Genomic DNA, 25,007 nt, shown 5'->3' with positions numbered 1-25,007 from the left:
CACCCGCCCCCTCCGGGGGCTCGGCCCGACGGGGTACCGCCCCCGCTTTGGCGATCCACCCCCAGCCGCGGCTCCCCACCCTTGGCGGTCGACGCCAACCGCCTTGGGCAATCTGCCGCCTTGGGCGGCAGGGTGGGCAAGGCGGCACCCCGGTGCAGGCTGCACATGCGGAAGGCGCCGGCCACGGCACCGCCCCAGAACACCGGTGCCGCGTCATCATGGCGCGGGGCCCGACCCCGTCGTCCCGAACCGCCGGAGGCCCGACGTGCCGTTCGATCACAATGACCACTACCACCCGCTGCTGCTGCGCCAGTTGCCCCCGCAGGGGCGAACCGCACTCGACGTCGGCTGCGGCACCGGCCGCTTCGCGCGGCGGCTCGTGGCGCACGGGTACCGGGTCGACGCGCTCGACCCGGATCCGGCGACGCTGGCCGTGGCGGAGGCGACCGGTGGCGGGCCGCGCTACCGCGTCGCCGACGCCGCGCAGGCCGAACTCCCGCCCGCCCACTACGACGTGATCAGCTGCCTGGCGAGCCTGCACCACATGCCGTTCGAGACGCTGACCCGCTTCCGCAAGGCCCTCGCGCCCGGCGGCCGGCTGCTCGTACTGGGCTGCTACGACGGCATGACGCCGTGGGACGTGGTCGCGTCCCCGACGAACGCGGTGGCACGCCTCGCCGTGTACGCGGGCGAACGCGCCCGGGGCGTCCGCACTCCCCCGCCGCAACCCCCTGTGCAGCAGCCGGAGATGCAGCTTCCGGAGATCCGCCAGGAGGCGGCACGCCTGCTCCCCGGCAGCGAGGTGCGCCAACTGCTCTTCTGGCGCTACCTGTTGACGTACACAGCGGACCACTAGAGCCCTGGGGTTTACGGCCCTACGCGGCCTCGAAACGCCAGCGGTGGACCGTGCGGGTCACCAACTCACCGTCCGGTTCCGGAAGTTCCGGAAGGTCCGCGTCGTACGCCGCATCCCACCACGTAATGACGAGCACCCGGTCCCGCGGCCCCCGGAACGTCTCGCGGCGCTCCGGGGCCGGTTCGAGGACCTGCTCCTTCGCCCAGCTCAGCAGCTTCTCGCCACGCCCCTCGACGGCGCGGGCCTCCCACATCAACGCGACGGTCATGAGTAGAGGTTCTCCTTGCTGACCTCGTGCACGTGGTCGTGATGGTGGTGGCCGGGGACGTGCGGCTCCGTCACCGGGAGCGAGGAGTCCGCGGACAGGTCCCACGAGGACGGCATCCGGTTGCGGGCCACCATTTCCGCGCCGAGCGCCGCGACCATCGCGCCGTTGTCCGTGCACAGCTTGGGCCGCGGCACACGCAGCCGGATCCCGGCCCGCTCGCAGCGCTCCTCGGCGAGGACACGGAGCCGCGAGTTGGCGGCGACGCCACCGCCGATCATGAGGTGGTCGACGCCCTGGTCCTTGCAGGCCTTCACGGCCTTCCGCGTCAGCACGTCCACGACGGCCTCCTGGAAGGACGCCGACACGTCGCGCACCGGCACGTCCTCCCCCGCCGCCCGCTTGGCCTCGATCCAGCGGGCCACCGCGGTCTTCAGGCCGGAGAAGGAGAAGTCGTACGCGGGGTCGCGCGGCCCGGTGAGCCCGCGCGGGAAGGCGATCGCGTTCGGGTCGCCCTCCTTCGCGTACCGGTCGATGACGGGCCCGCCCGGGAAGCCGAGGTTCAGCACCCGCGCGATCTTGTCGAAGGCCTCACCGGCGGCGTCGTCGATGGTCGCACCGAGCGGCCGCACATCGGACGTGATGTCGGTGGACAGGAGCAGCGACGAGTGCCCGCCCGACACAAGGAGCGCCATCGTCGGCTCGGGCAGCGTGCCGTGCTCCAGCTGGTCGACGCAGATGTGCGAGGCGAGGTGGTTGACGCCGTAGAGCGGCTTGTCGAGCGCGTACGCGTACGCCTTGGCGGCCGACACCCCGACCAGCAGGGCGCCCGCGAGGCCAGGACCCGCGGTGACGGAGATGCCGTCGAGGTCCTTCGCCGTGACGCCCGCGTCCTTCAGGGCGCGCTGGATCGTGGGGACCATCGCCTCCAGGTGCGCACGAGAGGCGACCTCGGGGACGACGCCGCCGAAGCGGGCGTGTTCGTCGACGCTGGAGGCGACGGCGTCGGCGAGCAGGGTGGTGCCGCGGACGATGCCGACGCCGGTCTCGTCGCAGGAGGTCTCGATGCCGAGGACGAGCGGTTCGTCAGCCATGGGTCTTCTCTTCGTTCACAGTGTCGTTCGCGGTGTCGTTCGCGGTGGTCGTGGTCAGGCGCATCACGAGGGCGTCGATGTTGCCGGGCTGGTAGTAGCCGCGCCGGAAGCCGATCGGCTCGAAGCCGAAGCGCTCGTACAGCTTCTGCGCCCGCGTGTTGTCGACGCGCACCTCGAGCATCACCTGGTCGACCTCGAAGGCGGTGGCGTGCCGCAGCAGTTCGGTGAGCAGCCGGGCGCCGAGCCCGGTGCCCCAGTGGTCGCGGGCGGCGGCGATGGTCTGGATGTCGGCAAGGTCCCCGGAGGCGGCGACGCCCCCGTACCCGACCAGCTTCTCGCCCTCGTACGCGACCACGTAGCGCCGCGTGGAACCGACGCCGCGGGCGTGCGCGAGCTCGGACCAGAACATGCCGCGCGACCAGGCGTCGTCCGGGAAGAGGTCCTTCTCCAGGGCGAGCACGGGATCGATGTCCCACCAGCGCATCTCGCGCAGCGATACGTCCACGGCTGTCACTTGGGGGTGACCACCTTGTAGTTCTTGGGGACCTGCGCGTCGGGGCGGCGCAGGTAGAGGGGGCGCGGTTCGAGGAGCTCCTCGCCCGCGGCCAGCCTCTCGGCGGCGAGGGCGGCGAGCGCGGCGGCCGACACGTTCTCGGGCCCGCGCGCGTCCGGGAAGGTGTCCGGGTACAGCCGCGCGCCGGCGCCGACGGCGGGCAGGCCCTCCACGAGGGAGGCGATGTCGGCGGGCCGGTCGACGGCGGCCTCGGTGACGCGGGTCCGCGCATCGTCGTAGCGCGCCCAGTACACCTCCTTGCGCCGCGCGTCGGTGGCGACGACGAAGGGGCCCGCCCCGTCCAGGGCATCCCCGGCCTCGTAAGCGAGCCCGTCCAGCGTGCAGACGCCGTGCACGGGCACGCCGAGCGCGAGCCCGAACGTGTCGGCGGTCATCAGGCCGACACGCAGGCCGGTGTACGGGCCGGGGCCCACGCCCACGACGATGCCGGTGACGGCGTCGAGCCGCAGGCCGGCCTCGGTGAACATCCGGTCGACGGCGGGCAGCAGCAGTTCCCCGTGTCTGCGAGCATCCACCTGACTCGACTCGGCTACGACGGAGGTCCCGTCGTGCAGAGCGACGGTGACGGCGGGGGTGGCGGTATCCAGAGCGAGCAACAGCACGCGAACAGCCTACGACCACCGGAAGGCGGACACGTCCGGACTTCCCGCAAGACCGGGCCTCCGGGCCTCGACTGCTACCGTCACCCTGAGGTTCGTACTTGAGAGGCAGGCACCTGGTGGCACGGAGCAGCACCGGATTCGTGACCGCGCTCACGGCGGGGTCACTCGTCGTGGTCGGCTTCCTCGCCTACCAGGCGTCGGCGAGCGCGCCCACCGACCTCGCCGAGAAGAAGGAGGGCTCCTCGCCCTCCGCCTCGGCGTCGAAGACACCCAAGAAGAAGACGGACCCGAAGGCGCTGCCCGCGGGCTCCGGCTCGGGCGAGCGTGTCGTGTACGCGCTCGGCGGGGACCGGGTGTGGCTGGTCGGCGCGGGCAACAAGACGAAGTCGACGTTCCGGGTGACGCCCGGCACGGTGGACCCGGCGCCCGGCTCGTACTCGGTGACCTCCCGCTCCGGCTCCGTCACCGGCACCGACGGCGTCCCGATCGAGCACGTGGTCCGCTTCGCCACCACGAACGGCGTGGCGATCGGCTTCAGCGCCGCCGTCAACGGTTCGACGGCCGCCCCCGACCCCGGCAAGCAGACCGGCGGCATCCGCGAGTCCCGCGAGGACGCCGACGCCATGTGGCAGTTCGCGACGATCGGCGCCAAGGTCGTCGTCGTCAAGTAACGGTTGCCGCGTCCCTCACGGGTGCGCTGACGGGCGCCACTCGCTGCGCTGCGGCTCGCTGCGTGGCTGGACCGGGCGTCCGTGCGGAGCCGGCGGAACCGACACGGCCCGCGCCGCCGCACACGACGCCAAAAGATCCCGCATCGACACTGCGCGCACGCCTTCACGTTCCGAAGTCGACATGGATGCCTCCCGGCGACGGTCGAGGGGACGTAGTTAGGTAGACCTAACCAACACCGGTCTCCATGTGAACACGCCGAAGCCGCGCCGCGCAAGAATTTGCCGACGCGTTGTCGGGATACGTACGGGACGAGTGCGGGACAGATACGGGACAGGTGCGGATACGGGCTCAGCCCGCGAGCGACCCCAGGTCCGCCTCGGTCCACCGCTCCCCGATCCCGTTGAACGTCACGACCCGGACCTCGTCCGTGGTGTCACCGGTGGCCCGGTCGATGATCACGTGCAGCCGGTCGTCGGACAGCTCCTCGACCTTGCCGTCGCCCCACTCCACGACCACCACGGAGTCCGGCAGGGACACGTCGAGGTCGAGGTCCTCCATCTCGTCGAGGCCGCCCCCGAGCCGGTACGCGTCCACGTGCACCAGGGCCGGGCCCTCGCCGAGCGGCGGGTGCACCCGGGCGATCACGAAGGTCGGCGAGGTCACCGCGCCGCGTACGCCCATGCCCGCGCCGAGCCCGCGGGTCAGCGTCGTCTTGCCCGCGCCGAGCTCGCCGGTGAGCATCACGAGGTCGCCGGGGCGCAGCTGTTTGGCCAGGGCGAGCCCCAACTCCCGCATCTCGTCCGGGGAGTTGACGGTCACGGTGACCGTGCTGACGGGGGTGGTGGCGGGCTCAGCCGCCGGGCTGTGCGGTGTTGCCGGTGTCTCCATAAATCCCCACGGTAGCGGCTGTCGGCACTGCTCCCGCACGCACCAAAAGGTCCGCGAGCCGGTCCGTCACGACCTCGGGGTGTTCCAGCATCACGAGGTGCCCGGCGTCCGGCACGAGCACGTACTCGGCTTCCGGCAGCAGCGCCGCGATCGCCTCGCTGTGGTCGCTCGGCGTGACCAGGTCGCGCTCCCCCGCGAGGACGAGCACGGGCAGGTCCGCGAAGTGCGCCAGGGCGTCCGCCTTGTCGTGCTCCTCGAACGCCGGGTAGAACTCGGCGACCACGTCGATCGGCGTCCCCTCGATCATCCGCTCGGCGAACCGGGCGACCGCCGGGTCGACGTCCCGCGAGGCGAACGAGTACCGCTTGATGATCCCGGCGAACAGGTCGGCCGTCGCCCGACGCCCCTTCTCCACGAGGTCGGCCCGCTGCCCGAGCACCTTCAGTACGCCGGGCAGCACCCGCCGCACCGCGTTCACCCCGGCCACCGGAAGCCCGTAGTTCACCTCGCCGAGCTTCCCCGACGACGTACCGACGAGGGCGACGCCCACGACCCGGTTGCGGATCAGCTCGGGACACCGGTCGGCGAGCGCCATCACGGTCATGCCGCCCATGGAGTGGCCGACGAGGACGAGCGGCCCCTCGGGCGCGGCCGCGTCGATGACGGCCTGCAGATCGCTGCCGAGCCGGTCGATGGAGACGGGCACCCCGTCCTCGACCTGCTCGGCGCCCCGCCCCGAACGCCCATGACTGCGCTGGTCCCAGTACACGCAGCGGACGACGCCGCGCAGCGCCGCGCGCTGGAAGTGCCAGGAGTCCTGGCCCAGGCAGTAGCCGTGGCTGAAGACGACGGTGACGGGCGCCGGGGTCTTGCGGCCGAACAGGCGGCGTCTGCGCGGCGTCGTGCCACCGGCCTCCGGGTCCGCCTCGTCGACCTCGTAGTACAGCTCCGTGCCGTCCTCCGCGTACGCCTTCCCCGGCACGCCGCGCAGTGCTCCGTAGGGCCCCGACGCGTCGAGGGCGAGCCGCGCCTTCCTGCGCATCCCGCGCCCCACGGTCAGCCGCTCGACGGCGACGCCCGCGGCCGCCCCGGCCGCGACCACGCCTATGGCGGCGCCCGCGAGGCCGGCCCGCCGCCAGTTCCCCGATGCGGCCCTTTCCGCCGCTTCGACGACGGCCGCCGTGGCCGGTGCGCTGCTCTCGCTCACGTGCCGCTCCCTGCTCCGCGTCCTGCCTGTCGTCCGGTGTCGGGTTACCCGTTCCGTTGTTGCTTCACATGGTGGCGGCTCGGACGGCTGTGTCGGTGGACCTTCAAGCCGTGACGCCGGTCACGCGCGCGTGGCGCCGCTCTCTTCGTCTACGGTGCCGCCCGCTTCGTGCACGGTGCCGCCCTCTCCGTCTACGTAGACGCGCGGTACGCGGGATCCGATGCGCGTGACGATCTCGTACGCGATCGTGCCCGACGCGACCGCCCAGTCCTCCGCGGTCGGCTCGCCGCCGTCACCGGGTCCGAAGAGCACCGCTTCGTCCCCCGCGGCCGGCTCGTCGCCGCCCAGGTCGACGACGAACTGGTCCATGGCCACCCGGCCCGCGATCGTGCGCCGCTTGCCGTCGATCAGGACCGGGGCCGTGCCGGACGCGTGTCGCGGGATGCCGTCCGCGTAGCCCAACGGGACGAGGCCGAGCGTCGTCTCGCCCGGTGTGACGTAGTGATGCCCGTAACTGACGCCGAGTCCACCCGGCGCGTGCTTCACGAGCGCGAGATTCGCCTTCAGCGTCATCACGGGGCGCAGACCGAAGTCGCCGGGCGTGCCGACCTCGGGGCTCGGCGAGATCCCGTACATCGCGATGCCGGGGCGCACGAGGTCGAAGTGCGTCTCGGGAAGGGTCAGCGTCCCCGGCGAGTTGGCGATGTGCCGGACCTCCGGGGTGACGCCCTCGCCCTCCGCGTGGGCGACCATCTCCCGGAAGGCGGTCAGCTGGGCGGCGATGGACGGATGCCCGGGCTCGTCGGCGCACGCGAAGTGCGACCAGAGCCCGGTGACGTTCACGAACCCGTCCCGCTGCGCCTTCACCGCCTCCCGTACGAGCTCGGGCCAGTCGGCGGGCAGGCATCCGTTCCGCCCGAGGCCCGTGTCGGCCTTGAGCTGGATACGGGCGACCCGGCCCGTCGCACGCGCGGCGTCGACGACCTCCCGCAGCGCCCACATGCCGCTCACCGACATGTCGAGATCGGCCTCGATGCCCGCCTGCCAGGGCCCGCCGGGCACCCACAGCCAGCACATGATGCGCCCGGTGAGACCCGCCGCGCGCAGCTCCAGCGCCTCCTCGGCGGTGGCGGCCCCCAGCCACTCGGCCCCCGCGTCCTTGGCGGCCCGCGCGACCGGGATCATGCCGTGCCCGTACCCGTCCGCCTTCACAACCGCCATGAACGCGGCCCCGGGCGCATGGGCCCGCAGGGCTCGCACATTGGCCTTGAGCGCGGCCAGGTCGATCTCGGCGCGGGCGCGGAGCGGGGCAGTCACGTTCTCGTTCATGGTGAGGTCAGTGTCTCAGAGGGGTGTGACACGAGATCCGTTGGCCAATCCGGCACAAAACACTTCGGCCGGGGCAACAACCCTGCGAGACACTCGATGGCATGCGACTCGCTCACGACGTAGAGACGGTCAGGTCCGCCGAGCGCGCCCTCATGGCGCGGCTGCCCGAGGGCGCGCTGATGCAGCGCGCGGCGGCCGGTCTCGCGACCGCCTGCGCCGATCTGCTCGGCAAGGTGTACGGCTCCCGCGTCACCCTCCTCGTCGGCTCGGGGGACAACGGCGGCGACGCCCTGTACGCGGGCGCCCGCCTCGCCCGCCGGGGCGCGGGCGTCACGGCGCTGCTGCTGAACCCCGACCGGGCCCACGCCGGAGGCCTCGCGGCGCTGCGTGCGGCGGGCGGCACGGTCCTCGACGCGCAGGACGAGAACGCCACGGAACGCGTGGGCCGCGCCGACCTCGTCGTCGACGGCATCGTGGGCATCGGCGGCAAGGGCGGCCTGCGCCCCCGCGCGGCCGAACTGGCCGACGCGGCACGGGGAACCGTCGTGGCCGTCGACCTGCCGAGCGGCGTGGACGCCGACACCGGCGAGGTGCGCGGCGAAGCGGTGCGGGCGGACGCGACCGTCACCTTCGGAACGTACAAGCCCGGTCTCCTCATCGACCCGGCCCGCGGGTACGCGGGCGCGCTCCGCCTCGTCGACATCGGCCTCGAACTCGCCCCTGCCGAAACGGGGTTGGAGGCGCTCCAGTACGCGGACGTGGCGGCGCTGCTCCCCCGGCCGACCGGCGAGAGCGACAAGTACCGGCGCGGCGTCGTCGGCATCGTCGCGGGCTCGGCCCGCTACCCCGGCGCGGCGGTCCTCGCGGTGGCGGGCGCGCTGCACGGCGGGGCAGGCGCCGTCCGTTACGTGGGTCCGGCCGCGGACGCGGTGCTCGCCCGCTTCCCGGAGACGCTCGTCTCGGCCGGACCGCCGGCGAAGGCGGGCCGGGTCCAGGCCTGGGTGCTCGGCCCCGGCCTCGGCGACGACGCGTCGGGCCTGCACGACGTCCTGGCCTCGGACGTCCCGGTCCTGATCGACGCGGACGGGCTGCGCCTCGCGGACCCGGCGACGGTCCGCGCCCGCACGGCGCCCACCGTGCTGACCCCGCACGCCGGGGAGGCGGCCGCGCTCCTCGGCGTGACGCGCGACGCGGTGGAGGCCGAACGCCTGGAATCCGTACGGGAGTTGGCGGCCCGGTACGACGCCACGGTCCTCCTGAAGGGCTCGACGACTCTGGTGTCGCCGCCGGACGAGACCCGCCCGACCCGTGTGAACCCCACCGGCACCCCGTGGCTCGCCACGGCCGGCAGCGGCGACGTCCTCTCCGGCCTGACCGGCTCCCTGCTCGCGGCGGGCCTCGCCCCCTTGGACGCGGCGTCGGTCGGCGCCCATCTGCACGGGCTCGCGGCCCGGCACGCGGCGGACGGGGCGCCGATCTCGGCGCAGGACGTGGCGGGGGCGCTGCGGAGCGCCTGGCAGGACGTGGTGGAAAACCGCTTCGCCTGACGCCCGCCCCTTGCTACTGTCGCCGACGACCGTGCAGTCATAGCTGGGAGGTGAGACCCGTGAACGCAGTCACCCATGGGTGCTCCCTCAGCTCGTCACGGTCCGGCGGCTGACAGCAGGTGTCGCCGGGAGCGCCCCGAGATCGAGGGCTTCCCGAGGAGACACCGATGAACACAAAAAGCACCCGCCCCACAGCCCCACCCCAGCTCACCGTCATCCGCGTCGCGGACCACCAGTGGCATGCCCTGGAGAACGACGAGGTGATCGGCCGCGGCCACGCCGCGCACCGGCCCGACGGCCGCCTCTTCATCAGCGTCGACGCCTGGCACGACACCGCGTTCGCGGCCCTGACCGAGACCCTGCTGGCGGGCCTGCCGGGCCCGCTGCACACCGTCGTCGACGAGAACGACACCGAACTGGCGTCGAAATGGCGGGAGTTCGGCTTCACGGTCGGACGCCGCGAGTGGGAGTACGCGGTACCCACCGACCCCGCCGTCACGGGCCTCGGCGCGGTGCGCCCGCCCGCGGACGTCACCGTCGTCCCGGCCGGCGCGGCGGACGGGACGCGGCTGCGCGCCCTCGACCGCACGATCCGGGACGAGATCGAGGCCACGGTCGGCTGGCGCACCATGCCGGCCGAGGTGCGGCCGCTGCCACCGGGCGTCACCGTCGTCGACCCGACGCAGTACACCGTGACCGAGGCCCCGGACGGCGCCTACCTGGGCCTCCTGCGCCTGGCGACGGCCACCCGGCGCCCCCGCATCGGGCTGCTCGCGGTCCGCACCGACGCGCGGCGCCGCGGCATCGCGCGGGCCCTCCTGGCCGACGTACTGAACACCCTGCACCGCTCCGGCGTGCAGACGGCGTCCGCCGAGGTCGACGAGTCGAACGAAGCGGCGGCGGCCCTCTTCGACGACATCGGCGCGCGGCGCGTGAACCGCGCACTGGAGCTGGTCCGATGACCGGGACAAGGGGAACCGCGAAGAACACCGGAGGCGGCGTGCACGCCGAGGGCACCGTCGTGGAGTGCCTGCGCAGCGCGATGTTCACCGTGGAGCTCGACAACGGGCACCGGGTGCTCGCGCACGTCAGCGGCAAGATCCGCAAGAACTACATCAAGATCCTGCTGGCGGACCGGGTCCAGGTGGAGATCACTCCGTACGACCTGACACGCGGCCGCATCGTCTTCCGCCACCGGGCGTAGAGCCTGTGGGCCGAGGGGTAGGGGCGGCGCCGTCCCTACCCCTCGGCCACCACCACCGCCGACGCGACCCCCGCGTCATGGCTCAGCGACACATGAAACCCCCGCACACCCAGCTCCGCCGCCCGCGCGGCCACCGTCCCGGTCACCCGGAGCCGGGGCTGCCCGCTCTCCTCGACCCACACCTCCGCGTCGGTCCAGCGCAGCCCGGCCGGCGCGCCGAGCGCCTTGGCGACGGCCTCCTTCGCGGCGAACCGGGCGGCGAGCGAGGCGATCCCGCGCCGCTCCCCGTTGGGCAGCAGCAGCTCGTCGTCCAGGAAGAGGCGTTCGGCCATGCTCGGCGTGCGCTCCAGCGACGCCGCGAACCGCTCGATCTCGGCCACGTCGATACCGACCCCGATGATGCTCATGCAGCAGACCTTACGGTCGCCGGGCCCGAGGCCGGGCCGCACTCCCCCGTGGATCCGGCCTCAGGCCGTCCATCCCCTGTCGATCCGGTCCTGCGCGTCCCGCACGAGCGCCAGATACTCGATCTCCTCGCAGCGCGGCTTGCTGCCGAAGCGGTAGAAGTCGAGGCAGTCGTCCAGGTCCTCGGCGATGTCCTCGTCGGGCAGTTCCAGCGCGAGTTCGCTGCAGACGTGACTCGCCCAGTCGTCCGTCGCGGAGGCATCCATCGCGGAGGCATCCACCGTCCTGCGGCGGACGAAATTCGGCACACGAAGCGCTGCCATCATGGTTCCCCTCCCGACCCGCGGGCAGCCTTGCGTCCCACGGGTGCACGGAATGTATCGCCACCCCCACGTACGGTCCATACCTGTGGCGAACCTGTGACGAACGGGGTTCCCCGATCCCCCGGCGTGACACACCCCACCTGCCGCCGCGCGCCACACTGCCGTAACAATGGACTGTGATCTCTCCGGTCTCCGAGTCCAAGCGACAAGCGACCTCCCGGAGCGCCCACCGGCAGAAGCCGGAGGTGACTCCCTACGTCGACCTCACCCGCACCGAATGGAGCGCACTGCGCGACAAGACGCCACTGCCGCTGACAGCGGAAGAGCTGGAACGGCTGCGCGGCCTTGGTGACGTGATCGACCTGGACGAGGTCCGCGACATCTATCTGCCGCTCTCCCGTCTGCTGAATCTGTACGTGGGCGCGACCGACGGCCTGCGCGGGGCGCTCAACACGTTCCTCGGCGAGACGAACAAGAAGGCCGCCCAGTCCGGCACGCCCTTCGTCATAGGAGTCGCAGGATCCGTCGCGGTCGGCAAGTCGACCGTCGCCCGCCTCCTCCAGGCCCTGCTCTCCCGCTGGCCCGAGCACCCGCGCGTCGAGCGCGTCACCACCGACGGCTTCCTGCTCCCCACCAAGGAGCTGGAGGCCCGCGGCCTGATGTCGCGCAAGGGCTTCCCCGAGTCGTACGACCGGCGCGCCCTGACCCGCTTCGTCGCCGACATCAAGGCCGGCAAGGACGAGGTGACCGCCCCGGTCTACTCGCACCTGATCTACGACATCGTGCCCGGCGAAAAGCTCGTCGTGCGCCGCCCCGACATCCTCATCGTCGAGGGCATCAACGTGCTGCAGCCCGCCCTGCCCGGCAAGGACGGCCGCACCCGCGTCGGTCTCGCCGACTACTTCGACTTCAGCGTGTACGTCGACGCGCGCGCCGAGGACATCGAGGCCTGGTACCTCAACCGCTTCCGCAAGCTGCGCGCGACGGCCTTCCAGGACCCGTCCTCGTACTTCAGGAAGTACACCCAGGTCTCCGAGGAGGAGGCCCTGGACTACGCGCGCAACACCTGGCGCACCGTCAACAAGGTCAACCTTCTGGAGAACGTGGCCCCCACCCGCGGCCGCGCCGGACTCGTCATCCGCAAGGGCCCCGACCACAAGGTCCAACGGCTGCGTCTGCGCAAGCTGTAGCGCGCGGAACGGCAACTGCTAAAAAGACCCCATGCTGCATCTGCGCCTCATCACGCCGTCCGACACCACGGACGACGTGGTGCGTCTGATCGAGAAGACGACCGGGACCACGCACGTCGTGGTCCTCCCGGACGCCGCCCGCAATCCGTCGGGCGATGTCGTCATGTGCGACGTCGCGCGCGAGGCCGGTGACGAACTCATCGGCGGGCTGCGGAAGTTGGGCATCGACAGGTCGGGCTCGATCTCCGTCGAGAACATCGACCTGTCGCTGTCCCTGCGCGCCGACAGGGCCGAGAAGGACGCTCCGGGCGAGGGCGCGGACGCGGTCCTGTGGGAGCAGCTGTCCGACGCCACGCACGAGGAGTCCACGCTCACGGTCACGTACGTGGCGTTCCTGGTCATCGCGACGATGATCGCGGCGTGCGGTGTCGTGCTCGACAACGCGATCCTGATCGTGGGCGCCATGGCGGTCGGCCCGGAGTTCGGTCCGCTCGCCGGATTCTGCACGGCCCTGGTGCGGAAGTCGCCGCGCCTCGCGTGGCGTTCCCTGGTCGCCCTGCTCGTCGGCTTCGCGGTGGCGATGGCGGTGACGGTGGGCTTCAGCTACTTCATGGACGCGATGCACCTGTTCAGCGAGGGCAAGCTGGAGGGCGACCGCCCCAACACCAGGTTCATCTGGGACCCCGACGCGTTCTCGTTCGTCGTGGCCGTGCTCGCGGGCGCGGCCGGCACCCTGTCGCTCACCTCGGCGAAGTCCGGCGCCCTCGTGGGCGTCGCCATCTCGGTGACCACGGTCCCGGCGGCGGCGAACGCCGCGGTGGCGCTGAGCTACGACGACATGGGCCAGATGTGGGGCTCGACCCAGCAACTTCTGCTGAACCTGCTGGGGATCGTCCTGGCCGGTACGCTCACGCTCCTCGCCCAGAAGTACTTCTGGGCCAAGCAGCGCGAACGTACCGCCAAGAAGCTCGCGAAGAGCTGAAGAGCCAGGGGCCCTAGCCGAGCGCCGACTTCACGACGTCGGCCAGGCGCTCCGCGACGGACCGGGCCTGCGCGATGTCCGCGGCCTCGACCATCACCCGCACCAGCGGCTCCGTACCCGAAGAGCGCAGCAACACCCGCCCGGTCGCGCCGAGTTCACGCTCCGCGTCCGCGACGGCCGTCTGCAGCTCCGCGGACGTGGTGACGCGGGACTTGTCCACGTCCGGCACGTTGATGAGCACCTGCGGCAGCCGCTCCATGACGCTCGCCAGGTCCTTCAGCGTCCGTCCGGTCTGCGCGACGCGCGCCGCGAGCAGCAGGCCCGTCAGCGTGCCGTCACCGGTCGTCGCGTGGTCGAGAACGATGACGTGCCCGGACTGCTCGCCGCCGAGCGCGAACCCGTTCTCCTTCATGTTCTCCAGGACGTACCGGTCGCCGACGGCGGTCTGCACGAGGTCGATGCCCTCGCGCTCCATCGCCAGCTTCAGGCCCAGGTTCGACATGACGGTCGCGACCAGCGTGTCGTCGCGCAGTACGCCGCGCTCCTTCATGTCGAGCGCGAGCACCGCCATGATCTGGTCGCCGTCGACCTCGGACCCGGTGTGGTCCACGGCCAGGCAGCGGTCGGCGTCCCCGTCGTGCGCGATACCGAAGTCGGCCCCGTGCTCGACGACGGCGGCCTTCAGCAGGTCCAGGTGGGTCGAACCGCACCCGTCGTTGATGTTGAGCCCGTCGGGCTCGGCGCCGATCGTGACGACCTCGGCACCGACGCGGATGAAGGCCTCCGGGGAGACCCGCGAGGCCGCGCCGTGCGCCTCGTCGAGGACGATCTTGAGCCCTTCGAGGCGGTTCGGCAGCACGCCCGCGAGGTGCGCGATGTACTGGTCGAGCCCCTCGCCGTACGACTTCACGCGGCCGACGCCGGAGCCCGTCGGACGGCCCCACGGGGCGCCGGTGCGGTGCTCCTCGTAGATCGTCTCGATGCGGTCCTCAAGGGCGTCGTCCAGCTTGTGGCCGCCGCGGGCGAGGAACTTGATGCCGTTGTCCGGCATGGCGTTGTGGCTCGCGGAGAGCATCACGCCGAGGTCGGCGCCGAGCGCGCCCGTGAGGTATGCGACCGCGGGCGTGGGCAGCACGCCCACGCGCAGCACGTCGACTCCGGCGCTGGCCAGGCCCGCGACGACCGCGGCCTCCAGGAACTCGCCCGAGGCGCGCGGATCACGGCCGACCACGGCCACCGGACGATGGCCTTCGAAGCTGCCGACCTCGCCCAGAACATGTGCCGCCGCGACCGACAGACCGAGCGCGAGCTCCGCCGTCAGATCCGCATTGGCGACACCGCGCACGCCGTCCGTGCCGAAGAGTCGTCCCACCTTGATGTCCTCCGAACCTTCACATCGTCATAAGCCGAACGCCCCGGCGGCACGATACGTGCCGCCGGGGCGAACGGAAAAACAAGCAGGCAGCGGAATTTAGCGCTTGCTGTACTGCGGGGCCTTGCGGGCCTTCTTGAGACCGGCCTTCTTGCGCTCGACCGCACGGTCGTCGCGGCGGAGGTAGCCGGCCTTCTTGAGGGCGCCGCGGTTGTTGTCCGCGTCGGCCTCGTTCAGCGCGCGGGCCACGCCGAGGCGCAGGGCACCGGCCTGACCGGAGACGCCGCCACCCGAGATGCGGGCGATGACGTCGTAGCGGCCGTCGAGCTCGAGCACCTTGAAGGGCTCGTTGACTTCCTGCTGGTGGACCTTGTTCGGGAAGTAGTCCTCGAGCGTGCGCCCGTTGACCTTCCACTTGCCGGTGCCGGGCACGATGCGAACGCGCGCGATGGCGTTCTTGCGGCGGCCCAGGCCGGCGGCCGGCTGCGGGTCACCGAAGCGGGCGGGGTTGGACTCCGAGGTGTACTCGCCCTCGACGGGCGCGTCGGACTCGGTGGTGTAGCTCTCGACGTCGGCGATCTCTTCGACCGGCGTCTCGGCAGTGGTCTCGGCCACGATTCTCCTCAGATTCTTTTCTGTCTTAGGGGGTGTGGCCGGAACTACTGCGCGACCTGAGTGATCTCGAACGGCACCGGCTGCTGGGCAGCGTGGGGGTGCTGGTCGCCCGAGTAGATCTTCAGCTTCGAGAGCATCTGACGGCCGAGCGTGTTCTTCGGGATCATGCCCTTGATGGCCTTCTCGACGGCCTTCTCGGGGTTCTTCGCGAGAAGCTCGTCGTAGCGCACGGAACGCAGACCACCCGGGTAACCGGAGTGGCGGTACGCCATCTTCTGGGTCTTCTTGTTGCCGGACAGGTGCACCTTGTCCGCATTGACGATGACGACGAAGTCGCCCATGTCCATGTGGGGGGCGTAGGTCGGCTTGTGCTTGCCACGGAGGAGGGTCGCGGCAGTGGTGGCCAGACGGCCCAGGACGATGTCCTGCGCGTCAATGACGTGCCACTGGCGAGTCACATCGCCGGGCTTGGGGCTGTACGTACGCACTTCGCAGCCTTCTTCTTCAGTAGATGGGTGCTGAACATGGCATCACTGAAGCGATCGTGCAGCTGGGGACGACAGTGCCGGGTTCAGCGCCCGTATGCCGACCACTGGTAACTGCTCCAGGGAACCTACGTAAGGGCCTCTCGCCTGATAACGACCAGGCCGATACGTATAACAACGACCGAGACTACCTGCGCTGCCCCGGATGGGTCAAAACGCGGGCATCGGGAGCCCCGGAGGCCGGGGATTCCGCTCTGTCGTGTCCCCTCGACGCTAACGCGCCGGAAGCCCTCACACCTCCACCACGGGACGAGGCCCGTGCCACACCGGGCCGTACCTCTAAGATGCGCCCCATGAGTTTCGGGCAAGGGGGATCCCCGTGGGGGCCCAATGACGGCGGGTCGACCCCGGACTGGGCGTCCCTCGCGGAGGCATCAGAGGCACGCGCACGCAAGAAGCGCTGGATGGTGATCGGCGGTGCGATCGTGGCCACGCTCGCCGTCGGTTCAGCGGTCGCGTGGGGCATCGTCTCGACCAACAAGAGCAACGAGAACGCCAACAAACCGGCCGACCAGCTGCCGAGCACGGCGGACATCCCCAGCGAGGGCAAATCGGGAGGGCCGTCCTTCGACGCGACGACGCCGCCGCCCCCGCTCGACCCGAACGACTTCATCAACAGCGCCGCGAAGGACAGGGCCCCGATCAGCGCGGACACGCTCTTCCCCGGCAAGAAGCTCACCTTCGGTGACCGCGTCTACACGAAGGGCGCCACGGCCCGCACCACCGACTGCTCGTCCGTCGCGCAGAAGGGCCTGTCCGGGGTCCTGAAGAGCAACAACTGCAACCAGCTGATCCGCGCCACGTACTACAAGGGCAACTCCGCGGTCACCATCGGTGTCGCCGTCTTCAAGACGAAGGCGGAGGCGACGAAGGCCAAGGAGCAGTACGACTTCGACGGCGCGGTGACCTCGCTGCCGGGCTCCGGGGTGCCCTCGTTCTGCCGCACCACGGTGTGCCGCCAGACCGCCAACTCGGTGGGCCGCTACACGTACTTCACCAACGGCGGCCTCACCAACGGCCAGGACGCCACCAAGAAGGACACCGTGGTGTTCTCCCTCGGCGACGACCTCCAGGAATTCACCTTCCAGCAGATCAAGCGGCGCGGCGAGATCCAGGCCTCCGCGGCGGCGACGTCGGGCTGACCGCCACCGCCCCGGGCGCCGTCCTCAGCAACATCCGGCGCCCGGGAGCGTCCGCTTGTTGCGCGCCTCCTTGTTGCGCGCGGCGAGCAACTCGTCGGCGGGGTAACCGACTTCCTCCAGCGTCAGCCCGTGCGGCCGCACCACGTGCACGGCGGAGTCCCGCACGCCCGCGGCGAGCACCTTGCCGGGCCAGTCGGCCGGCCGGTGCCCGTCGCCCACGAACAGCAGCGCCCCGATCAGGGACCGCACCATGTTGTGGCAGAAGGCGTCGGCCCGCACGGTCGCGGTGACGATCCCGTCGTCCCCGCGCACGAGACTGAGCCCCTGCAGCGTACGAATGGTGGTCGCGCCCTCACGCCGCTTGCAGTAGGCGGCGAAGTCGTGCTCGCCGAGCAGCCGCTCGGCGGCCTCGTTCATCGCGTCGACGTCCAACGGCCAGTCGTGCCACAGCACATGGCCCCGCAGCAGCGGATCGACGCCGCCCGGATGATCCGTCACCCGGTACGCGTACCGCCGCCAGATCGCCGAGAAACGCGCGTTGAAGCCGCTCGGCGCCTCCGCCACCGACCACACCCGCACATCCTTCGGCAGCCGCCCCGCGAGCCGCTTCAGCAGCTTCTCCCGGTGCTCGTCCCACACCTGCGCCGGCAGGTCCACGTGCGCGACCTGACCCCGCGCGTGCACCCCCGCGTCGGTCCGCCCGGCGACCGTCAGGTCGTACGACTCCGCGGACCGCGTCACCGTACGGAGCGCGTCCTCGATCTCCCCCTGCACGGTCCGCCGCCCGGAGGCCTGCTTGGCCCACCCGGAGAAGTCCTTGCCGTCGTAGCTCACATCGAGCCGCAGCCGCACGAAGCCGTCGGCCACCTCATCACTCACAACAAACAATCCTTAAGGAGAAACGGAAAGCGGGCCCGCCCCCGGAAGGGCGGACCCGCTCACACACAAGGCGTCAGCCTCAGGCGTCCTTGGACTCCTCGGCGGCGGCCTCGGCCGGAGCCTCGGTCTGCGCCTCGGTGGCCTCGGCGTCCTTCGCGGCACGCTTGGTGGCGGCCTCGGCCTCACCGGTGGCCTGCTGCTGGACCGTCAGGGCCTCGACCAGCTCGATGACAGCCATGGGCGCGTTGTCGCCACGGCGGTTACCGATCTTGGTGATACGGGTGTAACCACCCGGACGGTTCTCGTAGCGCGGGGCGATCTCGGTGAAGAGCGTGTGGACGACGCCCTTGTCCGAGATGACCTGGAGCACCTGACGGCGGTTGTGAAGGTCGCCCTTCTTCGCCTTGGTGACCAGACGCTCCGCGTACGGACGCAGACGACGCGCCTTGGCGTCGGTCGTCGTGATCTTGCCGTGCTCGAAGAGGCTCTTCGCGAGGTTCGCGAGGAGCAGCTTCTCGTGCGCGGCGCTGCCGCCCAGACGGGCACCCTTGGCGGGCTTCGGCATGATTTCTCCTAGGTGTCTGCCCCGGCCGTATCAGGTACCGGAGTCAGTGTCCGAGCGGGCGGGGTTGCCCGTCGGAGACCCCGAGCCCCTGTAAAGGGGCGCGGGGAACTGCGCAACCGCAACCACGGCTCCGCAGCGATTGAACCGACCTCCAAGCGGAGCGGCTCAGTACTGCTCGGTCTCCACGAAACCCGCGTCCGCGTCGTCGTCGGCGCCAAAGGCGTCGGCGGCAGCGGTCGGGTCGAATCCGGGCGGGCTGTCCTTGAGGGCCAGGCCCATGCCGGCCAGCTTCGCCTTGACCTCGTCGATCGACTTCGCACCGAAGTTGCGAATGTCGAGCAGGTCGGCCTCGGAGCGGGCGACGAGCTCACCCACGGAGTGGATGCCCTCGCGCTTGAGGCAGTTGTACGACCGAACGGTGAGCTCGAGCTCCTCGATCGGCAGGGCGAGATCAGCGGCAAGAGCAGCGTCCGTGGGGGACGGGCCCATGTCGATGCCCTCGGCGTCGATGTTCAGCTCGCGGGCGAGACCGAACAGCTCGACCAGGGTCTTACCGGCCGACGCCATGGCGTCACGCGGACGCATGGCCTGCTTCGTCTCGACGTCGACGATCAGCTTGTCGAAGTCGGTCCGCTGCTCGACACGCGTGGCCTCGACCTTGTACGTGACCTTGAGAACCGGCGAGTAGATCGAGTCGACCGGGATGCGCCCGATCTCCTGACCGACCTGCTTGTTCTGCACGGCGGAGACGTAGCCGCGACCGCGCTCGACGGTCAGCTCCATCTCCAGCTTGCCCTTGCCGTTGAGCGTGGCGAGGACGAGGTCGGGGTTGTGCACCTCGACACCGGCCGGGGGCGCGATGTCGGCGGCGGTGACCAGACCCGGGCCCTGCTTGCGCAGGTACATCACGACCGGCTCGTCGTGCTCCGAGGAGACGACCAGCTGCTTGATGTTCAGGATGAGGTCGGTGACGTCCTCCTTGACGCCCGGCACGGTGGTGAACTCGTGCAGGACACCGTCGATACGGATGCTGGTGACAGCAGCGCCGGGGATCGACGAGAGGAGCGTGCGGCGGAGAGAGTTGCCGAGGGTGTAGCCGAAGCCCGGCTCCAGCGGCTCGATCACGAACCGGGAGCGGAATTCGTCGACGACCTCTTCGGTCAACGAGGGACGCTGAGCAATCAGCATGAAGTGAATCCTTCAGTCAGGGGCACCCACTATTTGATGCCCTGAGACCACCAGGCGGAGCCTGATGTCGTACCTGTCAAGAGTACGGGCGGTACGGCCCAGTACAAAGGCCGTACCGCCCGAAAAACTCAGACCAAACGGCCTGCGCTACTGACCGGAATCAGACGCGGCGACGCTTGGGGGGACGGCAGCCGTTGTGCGGCGTCGGCGTGACGTCCTGGATCGAGCCGACCTCGAGGCCGGTCGCCTGCAGGGAGCGGATGGCGGTCTCACGACCGGAACCCGGGCCCTTGACGAAGACGTCGACCTTGCGCATGCCGTGCTCCTGCGCGCGGCGGGCAGCCGACTCGGCGGCCATCTGCGCGGCGAACGGCGTGGACTTGCGAGAGCCCTTGAAGCCGACGTGGCCGGCGGAGGCCCACGAGATCACGTTGCCGGTCGGGTCCGTGATGGACACGATCGTGTTGTTGAACGTGCTCTTGATGTGCGCGTGGCCGTGAGCGACGTTCTTCTTTTCCTTGCGGCGCACCTTCTTGGCAGCGCCCTGACGTCCCTTGGGGGGCATGTCGTTCTCCTACGGGAGGTGGTCGGTCCTACAGCGAAGACCGCTGATGAAGCGTTGTCCGCTGAGGACTACTTCTTGCCCGGCTTCTTCTTGCCGGCGATGGCGCGACGCGGGCCCTTGCGGGTACGAGCGTTCGTGCTGGTGCGCTGGCCGTGGACCGGCAGGCCGCGACGGTGGCGCAGACCCTGGTAGCAGCCGATCTCGACCTTGCGACGGATGTCGGCCTGAATCTCGCGACGGAGGTCACCCTCGGTCTGGAAGTTCTGGTCCACGTACTCGCGGATCTTGACGAGGTCTTCCTCGCTGATGTCGCGAACGCGAACGTTGCGGTCGACACCGATCGCGTCCAGCGTCTGCTGGGCGCGCGTGCGGCCGATGCCGAACACGTAGGTGAGGGCGACCTCAATGCGCTTCTCGCGCGGGAGGTCAACACCTTCAACGCGTGCCATTCATGGCTCCTGTTGATTCTTCGGAGGTCTGCAGCAGAACCACTCCCAGCCGCCGTCCTCTTTGTTCCAAGAGTCGGTACGAACTGGGTCCCCGGCCTCCGACCGAAGGTGTCGCCACGACGGAACCGTCGTCGGCGGGCTCTGCATATGTACTCAATGTGCTGCGTCGCGCGAACTCTGCGAACGAACTGCAGTTGAACGGGTCTGCGTCAGCCCTGGCGCTGCTTGTGGCGCGGGTTGTCGCAGATCACCATGACCCGACCGTGACGGCGGATCACCCTGCACTTGTCGCAGATCTTCTTGACGCTCGGCTTGACCTTCATGGGTGAGGTTCTCCGGGTCAGTTGCCGGCGGCCCGCCGAGGCGGGACTAGGGCAAGATCTACTTGTACCGGTAGACGATCCGGCCACGCGTGAGGTCGTACGGAGACAGCTCCACCACGACCCGGTCGTCAGGGAGGATACGGATGTAGTGCATGCGCATCTTGCCGCTGATGTGTGCCAGGACCTGGTGGCCGTTCTGGAGCTCGACCTTGAACATGGCGTTCGGCAGAGACTCGACGACAGTGCCCTCGATCTCGATGGCACCTTGCTTCTTGGCCACGCTTCGCCCTTCGAATCGACTACCTTGATCGACTTCCGTGTCCGCATGGAGACATGCGCATACACGAGAGCCGACGAGTCAGTCTACGTCAGTACCCCCGGAAAGACGAATCTCGTGATTCTGCCCTACCAAGGAGATCATTAAGCCCCCACCACGCCCACCTTGACCGCCTCGGGCAATCAGCCGCCGCCCCCGGCCGCCTCGCGCAATCCGCCGCCGACCCCGGCCGCCTTGGGCAATCTGCCGCCAAGGGCGGCAGGGTGGGCAAGGCGGCACCCCGGCGCGGGGCGAGCGCACGTCCAGCCCAGCCCCGTCGCCGCCCCGCGGTATCAGCCCAGCGGGTCAGGCGCCGCAGTAACACCCAGCTCGGCGAGCTTCGCCTTGCCCCCGTCAGGCGACGTAAGCACCAACGGCCCGTCCTCCGTAAGCGCGACCGAGTGCTCCCAGTGCGACGACCACGTGCCGTCCGTCGTAATGACGGTCCAGTCGTCCGACAACGTCTCCGTCTTCGGCGTCCCGAGCGAAACCATCGGCTCAATGGCGAGGCAGAACCCGGGCACCAGCTTCGGCCCCTTCCCCCGCCGCCGCTCGACGTAGTTCAACAGGTGCGGGTCCATGTGCATCTCGGTCCCGATCCCGTGCCCGCCGTAGTCCTCGACGATCCCGTACTTCCCGCCACCCGGCTTCGGCTGCCGACGGATGTACGTCTCGATGGCACGGGAGATGTCGACGAGTCGGTTACCGGCCTTCATCGCCGCGAGCCCGGCCCACATCGACTCCTCGGTGACCCGGGACAGCTCGATCAGCTCCGGAGCGTGACCGGACCCCACGAAGGCCGTGTACGCCGCGTCGCCGTGCCAGCCGTCCACGATGGCGCCCGCGTCGATCGAGATGATGTCGCCGTCCTCCAGGACGACCTCGTCGCTCGGGATGCCGTGCACCACGACCTCGTTCTTCGAGGTGCAGATGGTCGCGGGGAACCCCCCGTACCCGAGGAAGTTCGGCTTCGCCCCGTGCTCGGCGAGCACCTTGCGGGCGACCTCGTCCAGATCCTTGGTGGTCGCGCCCGGGACGGCCGCCTCCTTGGTCGCCGCGTGGATCGCCGCGACGACAAGCCCCGCCTCCCGCATCTTGCGAATCTGGTCGGGGGTCTTGATCTGCACCATGGGGGCCTGCGCTCTCCGTCATCCGGTACGAGGGTTACGTACGTCCAGTCCCCACCAACACTAAGGCCGCGATCCCCCCGACGGGGAACCGCGGCCTCAGGCACGTTCTACGGAAGCGCTCAGCGCTTCAGGGCCTCCATGGCCCGCGCCGTGACTTCCTCGACCTTGCCCAGAGCGGAGATCGTCACGACGAGCCCCTGCTCCCGGTAGTAGTCGATGATCGGCTCGGTCTGCGTGTGGTAGACCTCGAGCCGCTTGCGCACGGTCTCTTCCTTGTCGTCGTCACGCTGGTACAGCTCACCGCCGCAGGTGTCACAGACACCCTCGGCCTCGGGCTGCTTGTACGTGACGTGGAAGACGTGTGCCGAGTCGTTACGGCAGATGCGGCGGCCGGCGATGCGCTTGACCACCTCGTCCTCGGGGACCTCCAGGTCGAGAACCGCGTCCAGCGTGACGTCGTCGGCCTTGAGGGCGACGTCGAGCGCCTCGGCCTGCGAGACGTTGCGCGGGAAACCATCGAGCAGGAAGCCGTTCACGGCGTCCGCCTGCTCCATGCGGTCCTTCGCCATCCCGATGGTGACCTCGTCCGGGACCAGCTGGCCGGCGTCCATGTAGGACTTGGCCTTCTTGCCCAGCTCCGTGCCCTGGCTGATGTTGGCACGGAAGAGGTCGCCCGTGGAGATGTGCGGAATCGACAGGTTCTTGGCCAGGAACGCGGCCTGCGTTCCCTTGCCAGCACCGGGCGGCCCGACGAGGACGATACGCATCAGCGGAGGAACCCTTCGTAATTGCGCTGCTGGAGCTGGCTCTCGATCTGCTTCACCGTCTCCAGGCCGACACCCACGATGATCAGGATGCTCGTGCCACCGAACGGGAAGTTCTGGTTTGCCCCGAAACCAACCAACGCCATCGTCGGCACGAGAGCGATCAGGCCCAAGTACAGCGAACCCGGCCAGGTGATCCGGTTGAGCACGTACGAAAGGTACTCAGCGGTCGGTCGGCCAGCCCGGATGCCCGGGATGAAGCCACCATACTTCTTCATGTTGTCGGCGACTTCCTCGGGGTTGAACGAGATCGCCACGTAGAAGAACGCGAAGAAAACGATCAGGAGGAAGTACGTGACGATGTAAATCGGGTGATTTCCCTTGGTCAGGTGGTCATCGATCCACACCTTCCACTGCGAATCTCCACCGGCGAACTGGGCGACCAGCGCCGGAATGTAGAGCAGCGAGGAGGCGAAGATGACAGGGATCACACCCGCCTGATTCACCTTGAGCGGGATGTACGTGGACGTACCGCCGTAGGAACGGCGGCCGATCATGCGCTTCGCGTACTGCACCGGGATACGTCGCTGAGCCTGCTCGACGAAGACCACCAGGGCGACCATGACCAGGCCGACGAGGATGACCGTGCCGAACTCGATCCAGCCGTCGGCCAGCGAACCCTGCTTCTTGATGGCCCACAGGGCGGACGGGAAGGTGGCGGCGATCGAGATGAACATCAGGATCGACATTCCGTTGCCGATGCCCTTGTCCGTGATCATCTCGCCGAGCCACATCATCACGCAGGTACCGGCGGTCATCGTGATGACCATCGTGATGGTGATGAAGATGGACTGGTCGGGGACGATCTCGCTGGCGACGGGGCAGCCCTGGAAGAGCGCGCCGGTGCGGGCGGTGGCGACGAGACCCGTGCCCTGAAGGATGGCGAGCGCCACGGTCAGGTAGCGCGTGTACTGAGTGATCTTCGCCGTGCCGGCCTGGCCCTCCTTCTTGAGGGCTTCCAGACGCGGGATCACCACGGTGAGCAGCTGCAGAATGATGCTCGCGGTGATGTACGGCATGATGCCGAGCGCGAAGACCGTGATCTGCAACAGCGCGCCACCGCTGAACATGTTGACCAGACCGAACAGGCCGGAGCTGGAGTTGGCGACGTCCATACACGTCTGGACGTTCTGGTAATCCACGCCTGGAATCGGCACGTGTGCGCCGAGCCGGTAGATCACGACGATGCCCAGCGTGAAGAGCAGTTTCTTGCGCAGGTCGGGCGTCTTGAACGCCCGGGCGAACGCGGTGAGCACGGTGCCTCCTGCGACCCCCGCGCGCGTGCGTCAGAGGTGACGGTCTTGAGGATTCGACAAATACGTAAACGGTCTAACGGCCAAGGACCGGGATAGGTGCCGGGGGCACACTAAGCCCGGAACTTAACAACGGACGCCACCTTACCGGCGTAACTGCCCCCCTTGGAACGACCAACCGGGGATGCCCCAAATGTGGGGCATCCCCGGTAGGGACGTTCACGTCATCAAGACGCCTGATTTGTTCAGACGAGCTCGGTGACCGTACCGCCTGCGGCGGTGATCTTCTCCTTGGCGGAGCCGGAGACGGAGTCGACCGTCACCTGCAGCGCCACGGTGATCTCGCCCTGGCCAAGGACCTTGACGAGGCTGTTCTTACGGACAGCACCCTTCTCCACCAGACCCTCGACGGTGACTTCGCCACCCTCGGGGTACAGCGAGGCGAGCTTGTCCAGGTTCACGACCTGGAACTCGACCTTGAAGGGGTTCTTGAAGCCCTTGAGCTTCGGGAGACGCATGTGGAGGGGCATCTGGCCACCCTCGAAGCGCTCCGGAACCTGGTAACGGGCCTTGGTTCCCTTGGTACCACGACCGGCCGTCTTACCCTTCGACGCCTCACCACGACCGACACGGGTCTTGGCGGTCTTGGCGCCGGGGGCCGGACGGAGGTTGTGGATCTTGAGCGGGTTCTGCTCACCCATGA

Annotated in this window: 31 protein-coding genes; 8 read left to right on the top strand and 23 right to left on the bottom strand. The window is 69.6% G+C overall.

Annotation, left to right across the window (positions count from 1 at the left end; genetic code table 11):
* Positions 1–265 precede the first annotated feature (265 nt).
* Positions 266–856, top strand: a complete 591-nt coding sequence (locus tag OHA73_RS26080) for a class I SAM-dependent methyltransferase (protein ID WP_327656260.1) — start codon at positions 266–268, stop codon at positions 854–856.
* Between the two features lie 19 nt (positions 857–875).
* On the opposite strand, the gene OHA73_RS26075 is transcribed toward OHA73_RS26080, so the two are convergent.
* Genes OHA73_RS26075 through tsaB form a run of 4 tightly spaced genes read right to left on the bottom strand, consistent with a single transcriptional unit; the run spans position 876 to position 3,391 of the window.
* Positions 876–1,124, bottom strand: coding sequence for a hypothetical protein (locus tag OHA73_RS26075; RefSeq protein ID WP_327656259.1), 249 nt, complete (start codon positions 1,122–1,124; stop codon positions 876–878).
* A complete protein-coding gene (gene tsaD / locus OHA73_RS26070) occupies positions 1,121–2,215 on the bottom strand; it encodes a tRNA (adenosine(37)-N6)-threonylcarbamoyltransferase complex transferase subunit TsaD (RefSeq protein ID WP_266713147.1) in 1,095 nt (364 codons plus the stop codon). The genes OHA73_RS26075 and tsaD overlap by 4 nt, the downstream gene beginning before the upstream one ends.
* Positions 2,208–2,699 carry a ribosomal protein S18-alanine N-acetyltransferase gene (rimI, locus tag OHA73_RS26065; RefSeq protein WP_266718789.1) on the bottom strand — a complete coding sequence of 164 codons (492 nt, stop codon included), beginning with the start codon at positions 2,697–2,699 and terminating at the stop codon, positions 2,208–2,210. Before rimI ends, tsaD begins: the two co-directional genes overlap by 8 nt.
* Before the next feature lie 26 nt (positions 2,700–2,725).
* Positions 2,726–3,391 (bottom strand): tRNA (adenosine(37)-N6)-threonylcarbamoyltransferase complex dimerization subunit type 1 TsaB, encoded by a 666-nt coding sequence (gene tsaB / locus OHA73_RS26060; protein ID WP_266713145.1) that lies wholly within the window; start codon positions 3,389–3,391, stop codon positions 2,726–2,728.
* Positions 3,392–3,507: 116 nt separating this feature from the next.
* Between tsaB and OHA73_RS26055 the strand changes: the two genes are divergently transcribed.
* Entirely contained in the window at positions 3,508–4,062 is a 555-nt protein-coding gene (locus OHA73_RS26055; RefSeq protein WP_266713143.1) for a hypothetical protein, read from the top strand.
* Positions 4,063–4,411: 349 nt separating this feature from the next.
* Here the strand turns inward: OHA73_RS26055 and tsaE are convergent, their stop codons facing one another.
* The 3 genes from tsaE to alr form a co-directional block, all read right to left on the bottom strand.
* A complete protein-coding gene (tsaE, locus tag OHA73_RS26050) occupies positions 4,412–4,951 on the bottom strand; it encodes a tRNA (adenosine(37)-N6)-threonylcarbamoyltransferase complex ATPase subunit type 1 TsaE (protein WP_266713141.1) in 540 nt (179 codons plus the stop codon).
* Positions 4,914–6,158, bottom strand: a complete 1,245-nt coding sequence (locus OHA73_RS26045) for an alpha/beta fold hydrolase (RefSeq protein ID WP_327656258.1) — start codon at positions 6,156–6,158, stop codon at positions 4,914–4,916. The genes tsaE and OHA73_RS26045 overlap by 38 nt, the downstream gene beginning before the upstream one ends.
* Positions 6,159–6,278: 120 nt before the next feature.
* A complete protein-coding gene (gene alr / locus OHA73_RS26040; RefSeq protein WP_327656257.1) occupies positions 6,279–7,487 on the bottom strand; it encodes an alanine racemase in 1,209 nt (402 codons plus the stop codon).
* 101 nt (positions 7,488–7,588) lie between these two features.
* Between alr and OHA73_RS26035 the strand changes: the two genes are divergently transcribed.
* The 3 genes from OHA73_RS26035 (at position 7,589) to infA (OHA73_RS26025) (ending at position 10,238) form a co-directional block, all read left to right on the top strand.
* The gene (locus OHA73_RS26035) at positions 7,589–9,034 is read left to right on the top strand and encodes an NAD(P)H-hydrate dehydratase (RefSeq protein WP_327656256.1); all 1,446 of its coding nucleotides are present in this window, start codon (positions 7,589–7,591) and stop codon (positions 9,032–9,034) included.
* Positions 9,035–9,201: 167 nt separating this feature from the next.
* Positions 9,202–9,996: a GNAT family N-acetyltransferase gene (locus tag OHA73_RS26030; RefSeq protein ID WP_267069513.1), complete on the top strand. Its 795-nt coding sequence runs from the start codon at positions 9,202–9,204 to the stop codon at positions 9,994–9,996.
* Positions 9,993–10,238, top strand: a complete 246-nt coding sequence (gene infA, locus OHA73_RS26025) for a translation initiation factor IF-1 (protein ID WP_266713131.1) — start codon at positions 9,993–9,995, stop codon at positions 10,236–10,238. The genes OHA73_RS26030 and infA (OHA73_RS26025) overlap by 4 nt, the downstream gene beginning before the upstream one ends.
* A gap of 35 nt (positions 10,239–10,273) precedes the next feature.
* Here the strand turns inward: infA (OHA73_RS26025) and OHA73_RS26020 are convergent, their stop codons facing one another.
* A complete protein-coding gene (locus OHA73_RS26020; protein ID WP_327656255.1) occupies positions 10,274–10,645 on the bottom strand; it encodes a holo-ACP synthase in 372 nt (123 codons plus the stop codon).
* A gap of 60 nt (positions 10,646–10,705) precedes the next feature.
* On the bottom strand, positions 10,706–10,969 hold the full coding sequence (locus tag OHA73_RS26015; protein WP_327656254.1) for a hypothetical protein: 264 nt from the start codon (positions 10,967–10,969) through the stop codon (positions 10,706–10,708).
* A 173-nt stretch (positions 10,970–11,142) separates the two neighbouring features.
* On the opposite strand from OHA73_RS26015, the gene coaA reads away from it, so the two are divergent.
* Positions 11,143–12,156 (top strand): type I pantothenate kinase, encoded by a 1,014-nt coding sequence (gene coaA / locus OHA73_RS26010; RefSeq protein WP_443063130.1) that lies wholly within the window; start codon positions 11,143–11,145, stop codon positions 12,154–12,156.
* Positions 12,157–12,187: 31 nt separating this feature from the next.
* Complete coding sequence (locus OHA73_RS26005; protein ID WP_267069515.1) at positions 12,188–13,138, top strand: DUF389 domain-containing protein; 951 nt, start codon at positions 12,188–12,190, stop codon at positions 13,136–13,138.
* Between the two features lie 13 nt (positions 13,139–13,151).
* Here the strand turns inward: OHA73_RS26005 and glmM are convergent, their stop codons facing one another.
* The 3 genes from glmM to rplM form a co-directional block, all read right to left on the bottom strand.
* A complete protein-coding gene (gene glmM, locus OHA73_RS26000) occupies positions 13,152–14,510 on the bottom strand; it encodes a phosphoglucosamine mutase (RefSeq protein ID WP_266713121.1) in 1,359 nt (452 codons plus the stop codon).
* 99 nt (positions 14,511–14,609) lie between these two features.
* A complete protein-coding gene (gene rpsI / locus OHA73_RS25995) occupies positions 14,610–15,125 on the bottom strand; it encodes a 30S ribosomal protein S9 (protein WP_266713119.1) in 516 nt (171 codons plus the stop codon).
* A 44-nt stretch (positions 15,126–15,169) separates the two neighbouring features.
* Positions 15,170–15,613: a 50S ribosomal protein L13 gene (gene rplM, locus OHA73_RS25990; RefSeq protein WP_266713117.1), complete on the bottom strand. Its 444-nt coding sequence runs from the start codon at positions 15,611–15,613 to the stop codon at positions 15,170–15,172.
* A 350-nt stretch (positions 15,614–15,963) separates the two neighbouring features.
* Between rplM and OHA73_RS25985 the strand changes: the two genes are divergently transcribed.
* Positions 15,964–16,812 (top strand): hypothetical protein, encoded by an 849-nt coding sequence (locus OHA73_RS25985; RefSeq protein WP_323187245.1) that lies wholly within the window; start codon positions 15,964–15,966, stop codon positions 16,810–16,812.
* Between the two features lie 24 nt (positions 16,813–16,836).
* Here OHA73_RS25985 and truA read toward each other — a convergent pair whose 3' ends face one another.
* From truA to rplO, 11 genes are all read right to left on the bottom strand, one after another.
* A complete protein-coding gene (gene truA, locus OHA73_RS25980) occupies positions 16,837–17,691 on the bottom strand; it encodes a tRNA pseudouridine(38-40) synthase TruA (protein ID WP_327656253.1) in 855 nt (284 codons plus the stop codon).
* 79 nt (positions 17,692–17,770) lie between these two features.
* Positions 17,771–18,256 (bottom strand): 50S ribosomal protein L17, encoded by a 486-nt coding sequence (gene rplQ, locus OHA73_RS25975; RefSeq protein WP_266713111.1) that lies wholly within the window; start codon positions 18,254–18,256, stop codon positions 17,771–17,773.
* Positions 18,257–18,421: 165 nt separating this feature from the next.
* Positions 18,422–19,444: a DNA-directed RNA polymerase subunit alpha gene (locus OHA73_RS25970; protein WP_003966937.1), complete on the bottom strand. Its 1,023-nt coding sequence runs from the start codon at positions 19,442–19,444 to the stop codon at positions 18,422–18,424.
* 160 nt (positions 19,445–19,604) lie between these two features.
* Entirely contained in the window at positions 19,605–20,009 is a 405-nt protein-coding gene (rpsK, locus tag OHA73_RS25965; RefSeq protein ID WP_003948617.1) for a 30S ribosomal protein S11, read from the bottom strand.
* 68 nt (positions 20,010–20,077) lie between these two features.
* Positions 20,078–20,458, bottom strand: a complete 381-nt coding sequence (gene rpsM, locus OHA73_RS25960) for a 30S ribosomal protein S13 (protein WP_266713109.1) — start codon at positions 20,456–20,458, stop codon at positions 20,078–20,080.
* A gap of 209 nt (positions 20,459–20,667) precedes the next feature.
* Entirely contained in the window at positions 20,668–20,781 is a 114-nt protein-coding gene (gene rpmJ, locus OHA73_RS25955) for a 50S ribosomal protein L36 (RefSeq protein WP_003974245.1), read from the bottom strand.
* 58 nt (positions 20,782–20,839) lie between these two features.
* On the bottom strand, positions 20,840–21,061 hold the full coding sequence (gene infA / locus OHA73_RS25950; RefSeq protein ID WP_003948620.1) for a translation initiation factor IF-1: 222 nt from the start codon (positions 21,059–21,061) through the stop codon (positions 20,840–20,842).
* Between the two features lie 329 nt (positions 21,062–21,390).
* On the bottom strand, positions 21,391–22,227 hold the full coding sequence (map, locus tag OHA73_RS25945) for a type I methionyl aminopeptidase (protein WP_327656252.1): 837 nt from the start codon (positions 22,225–22,227) through the stop codon (positions 21,391–21,393).
* A 119-nt stretch (positions 22,228–22,346) separates the two neighbouring features.
* Positions 22,347–22,994, bottom strand: a complete 648-nt coding sequence (locus tag OHA73_RS25940; protein WP_266713105.1) for an adenylate kinase — start codon at positions 22,992–22,994, stop codon at positions 22,347–22,349.
* Positions 22,994–24,307, bottom strand: a complete 1,314-nt coding sequence (secY, locus tag OHA73_RS25935; RefSeq protein WP_266713103.1) for a preprotein translocase subunit SecY — start codon at positions 24,305–24,307, stop codon at positions 22,994–22,996. The genes OHA73_RS25940 and secY overlap by 1 nt, the downstream gene beginning before the upstream one ends.
* A 242-nt stretch (positions 24,308–24,549) precedes the next feature.
* On the bottom strand, positions 24,550–25,005 hold the full coding sequence (gene rplO / locus OHA73_RS25930; RefSeq protein WP_266713101.1) for a 50S ribosomal protein L15: 456 nt from the start codon (positions 25,003–25,005) through the stop codon (positions 24,550–24,552).
* Between the last annotated feature and the right edge of the window lie 2 nt (positions 25,006–25,007).

The sequence above is a fragment of the Streptomyces sp. NBC_00483 genome, from assembly GCF_036013745.1.
In the GTDB taxonomy this organism is placed as follows: Bacteria; Actinomycetota; Actinomycetes; order Streptomycetales; family Streptomycetaceae; genus Streptomyces.
This window is presented reverse-complemented; position numbering and strand designations above follow the sequence as displayed.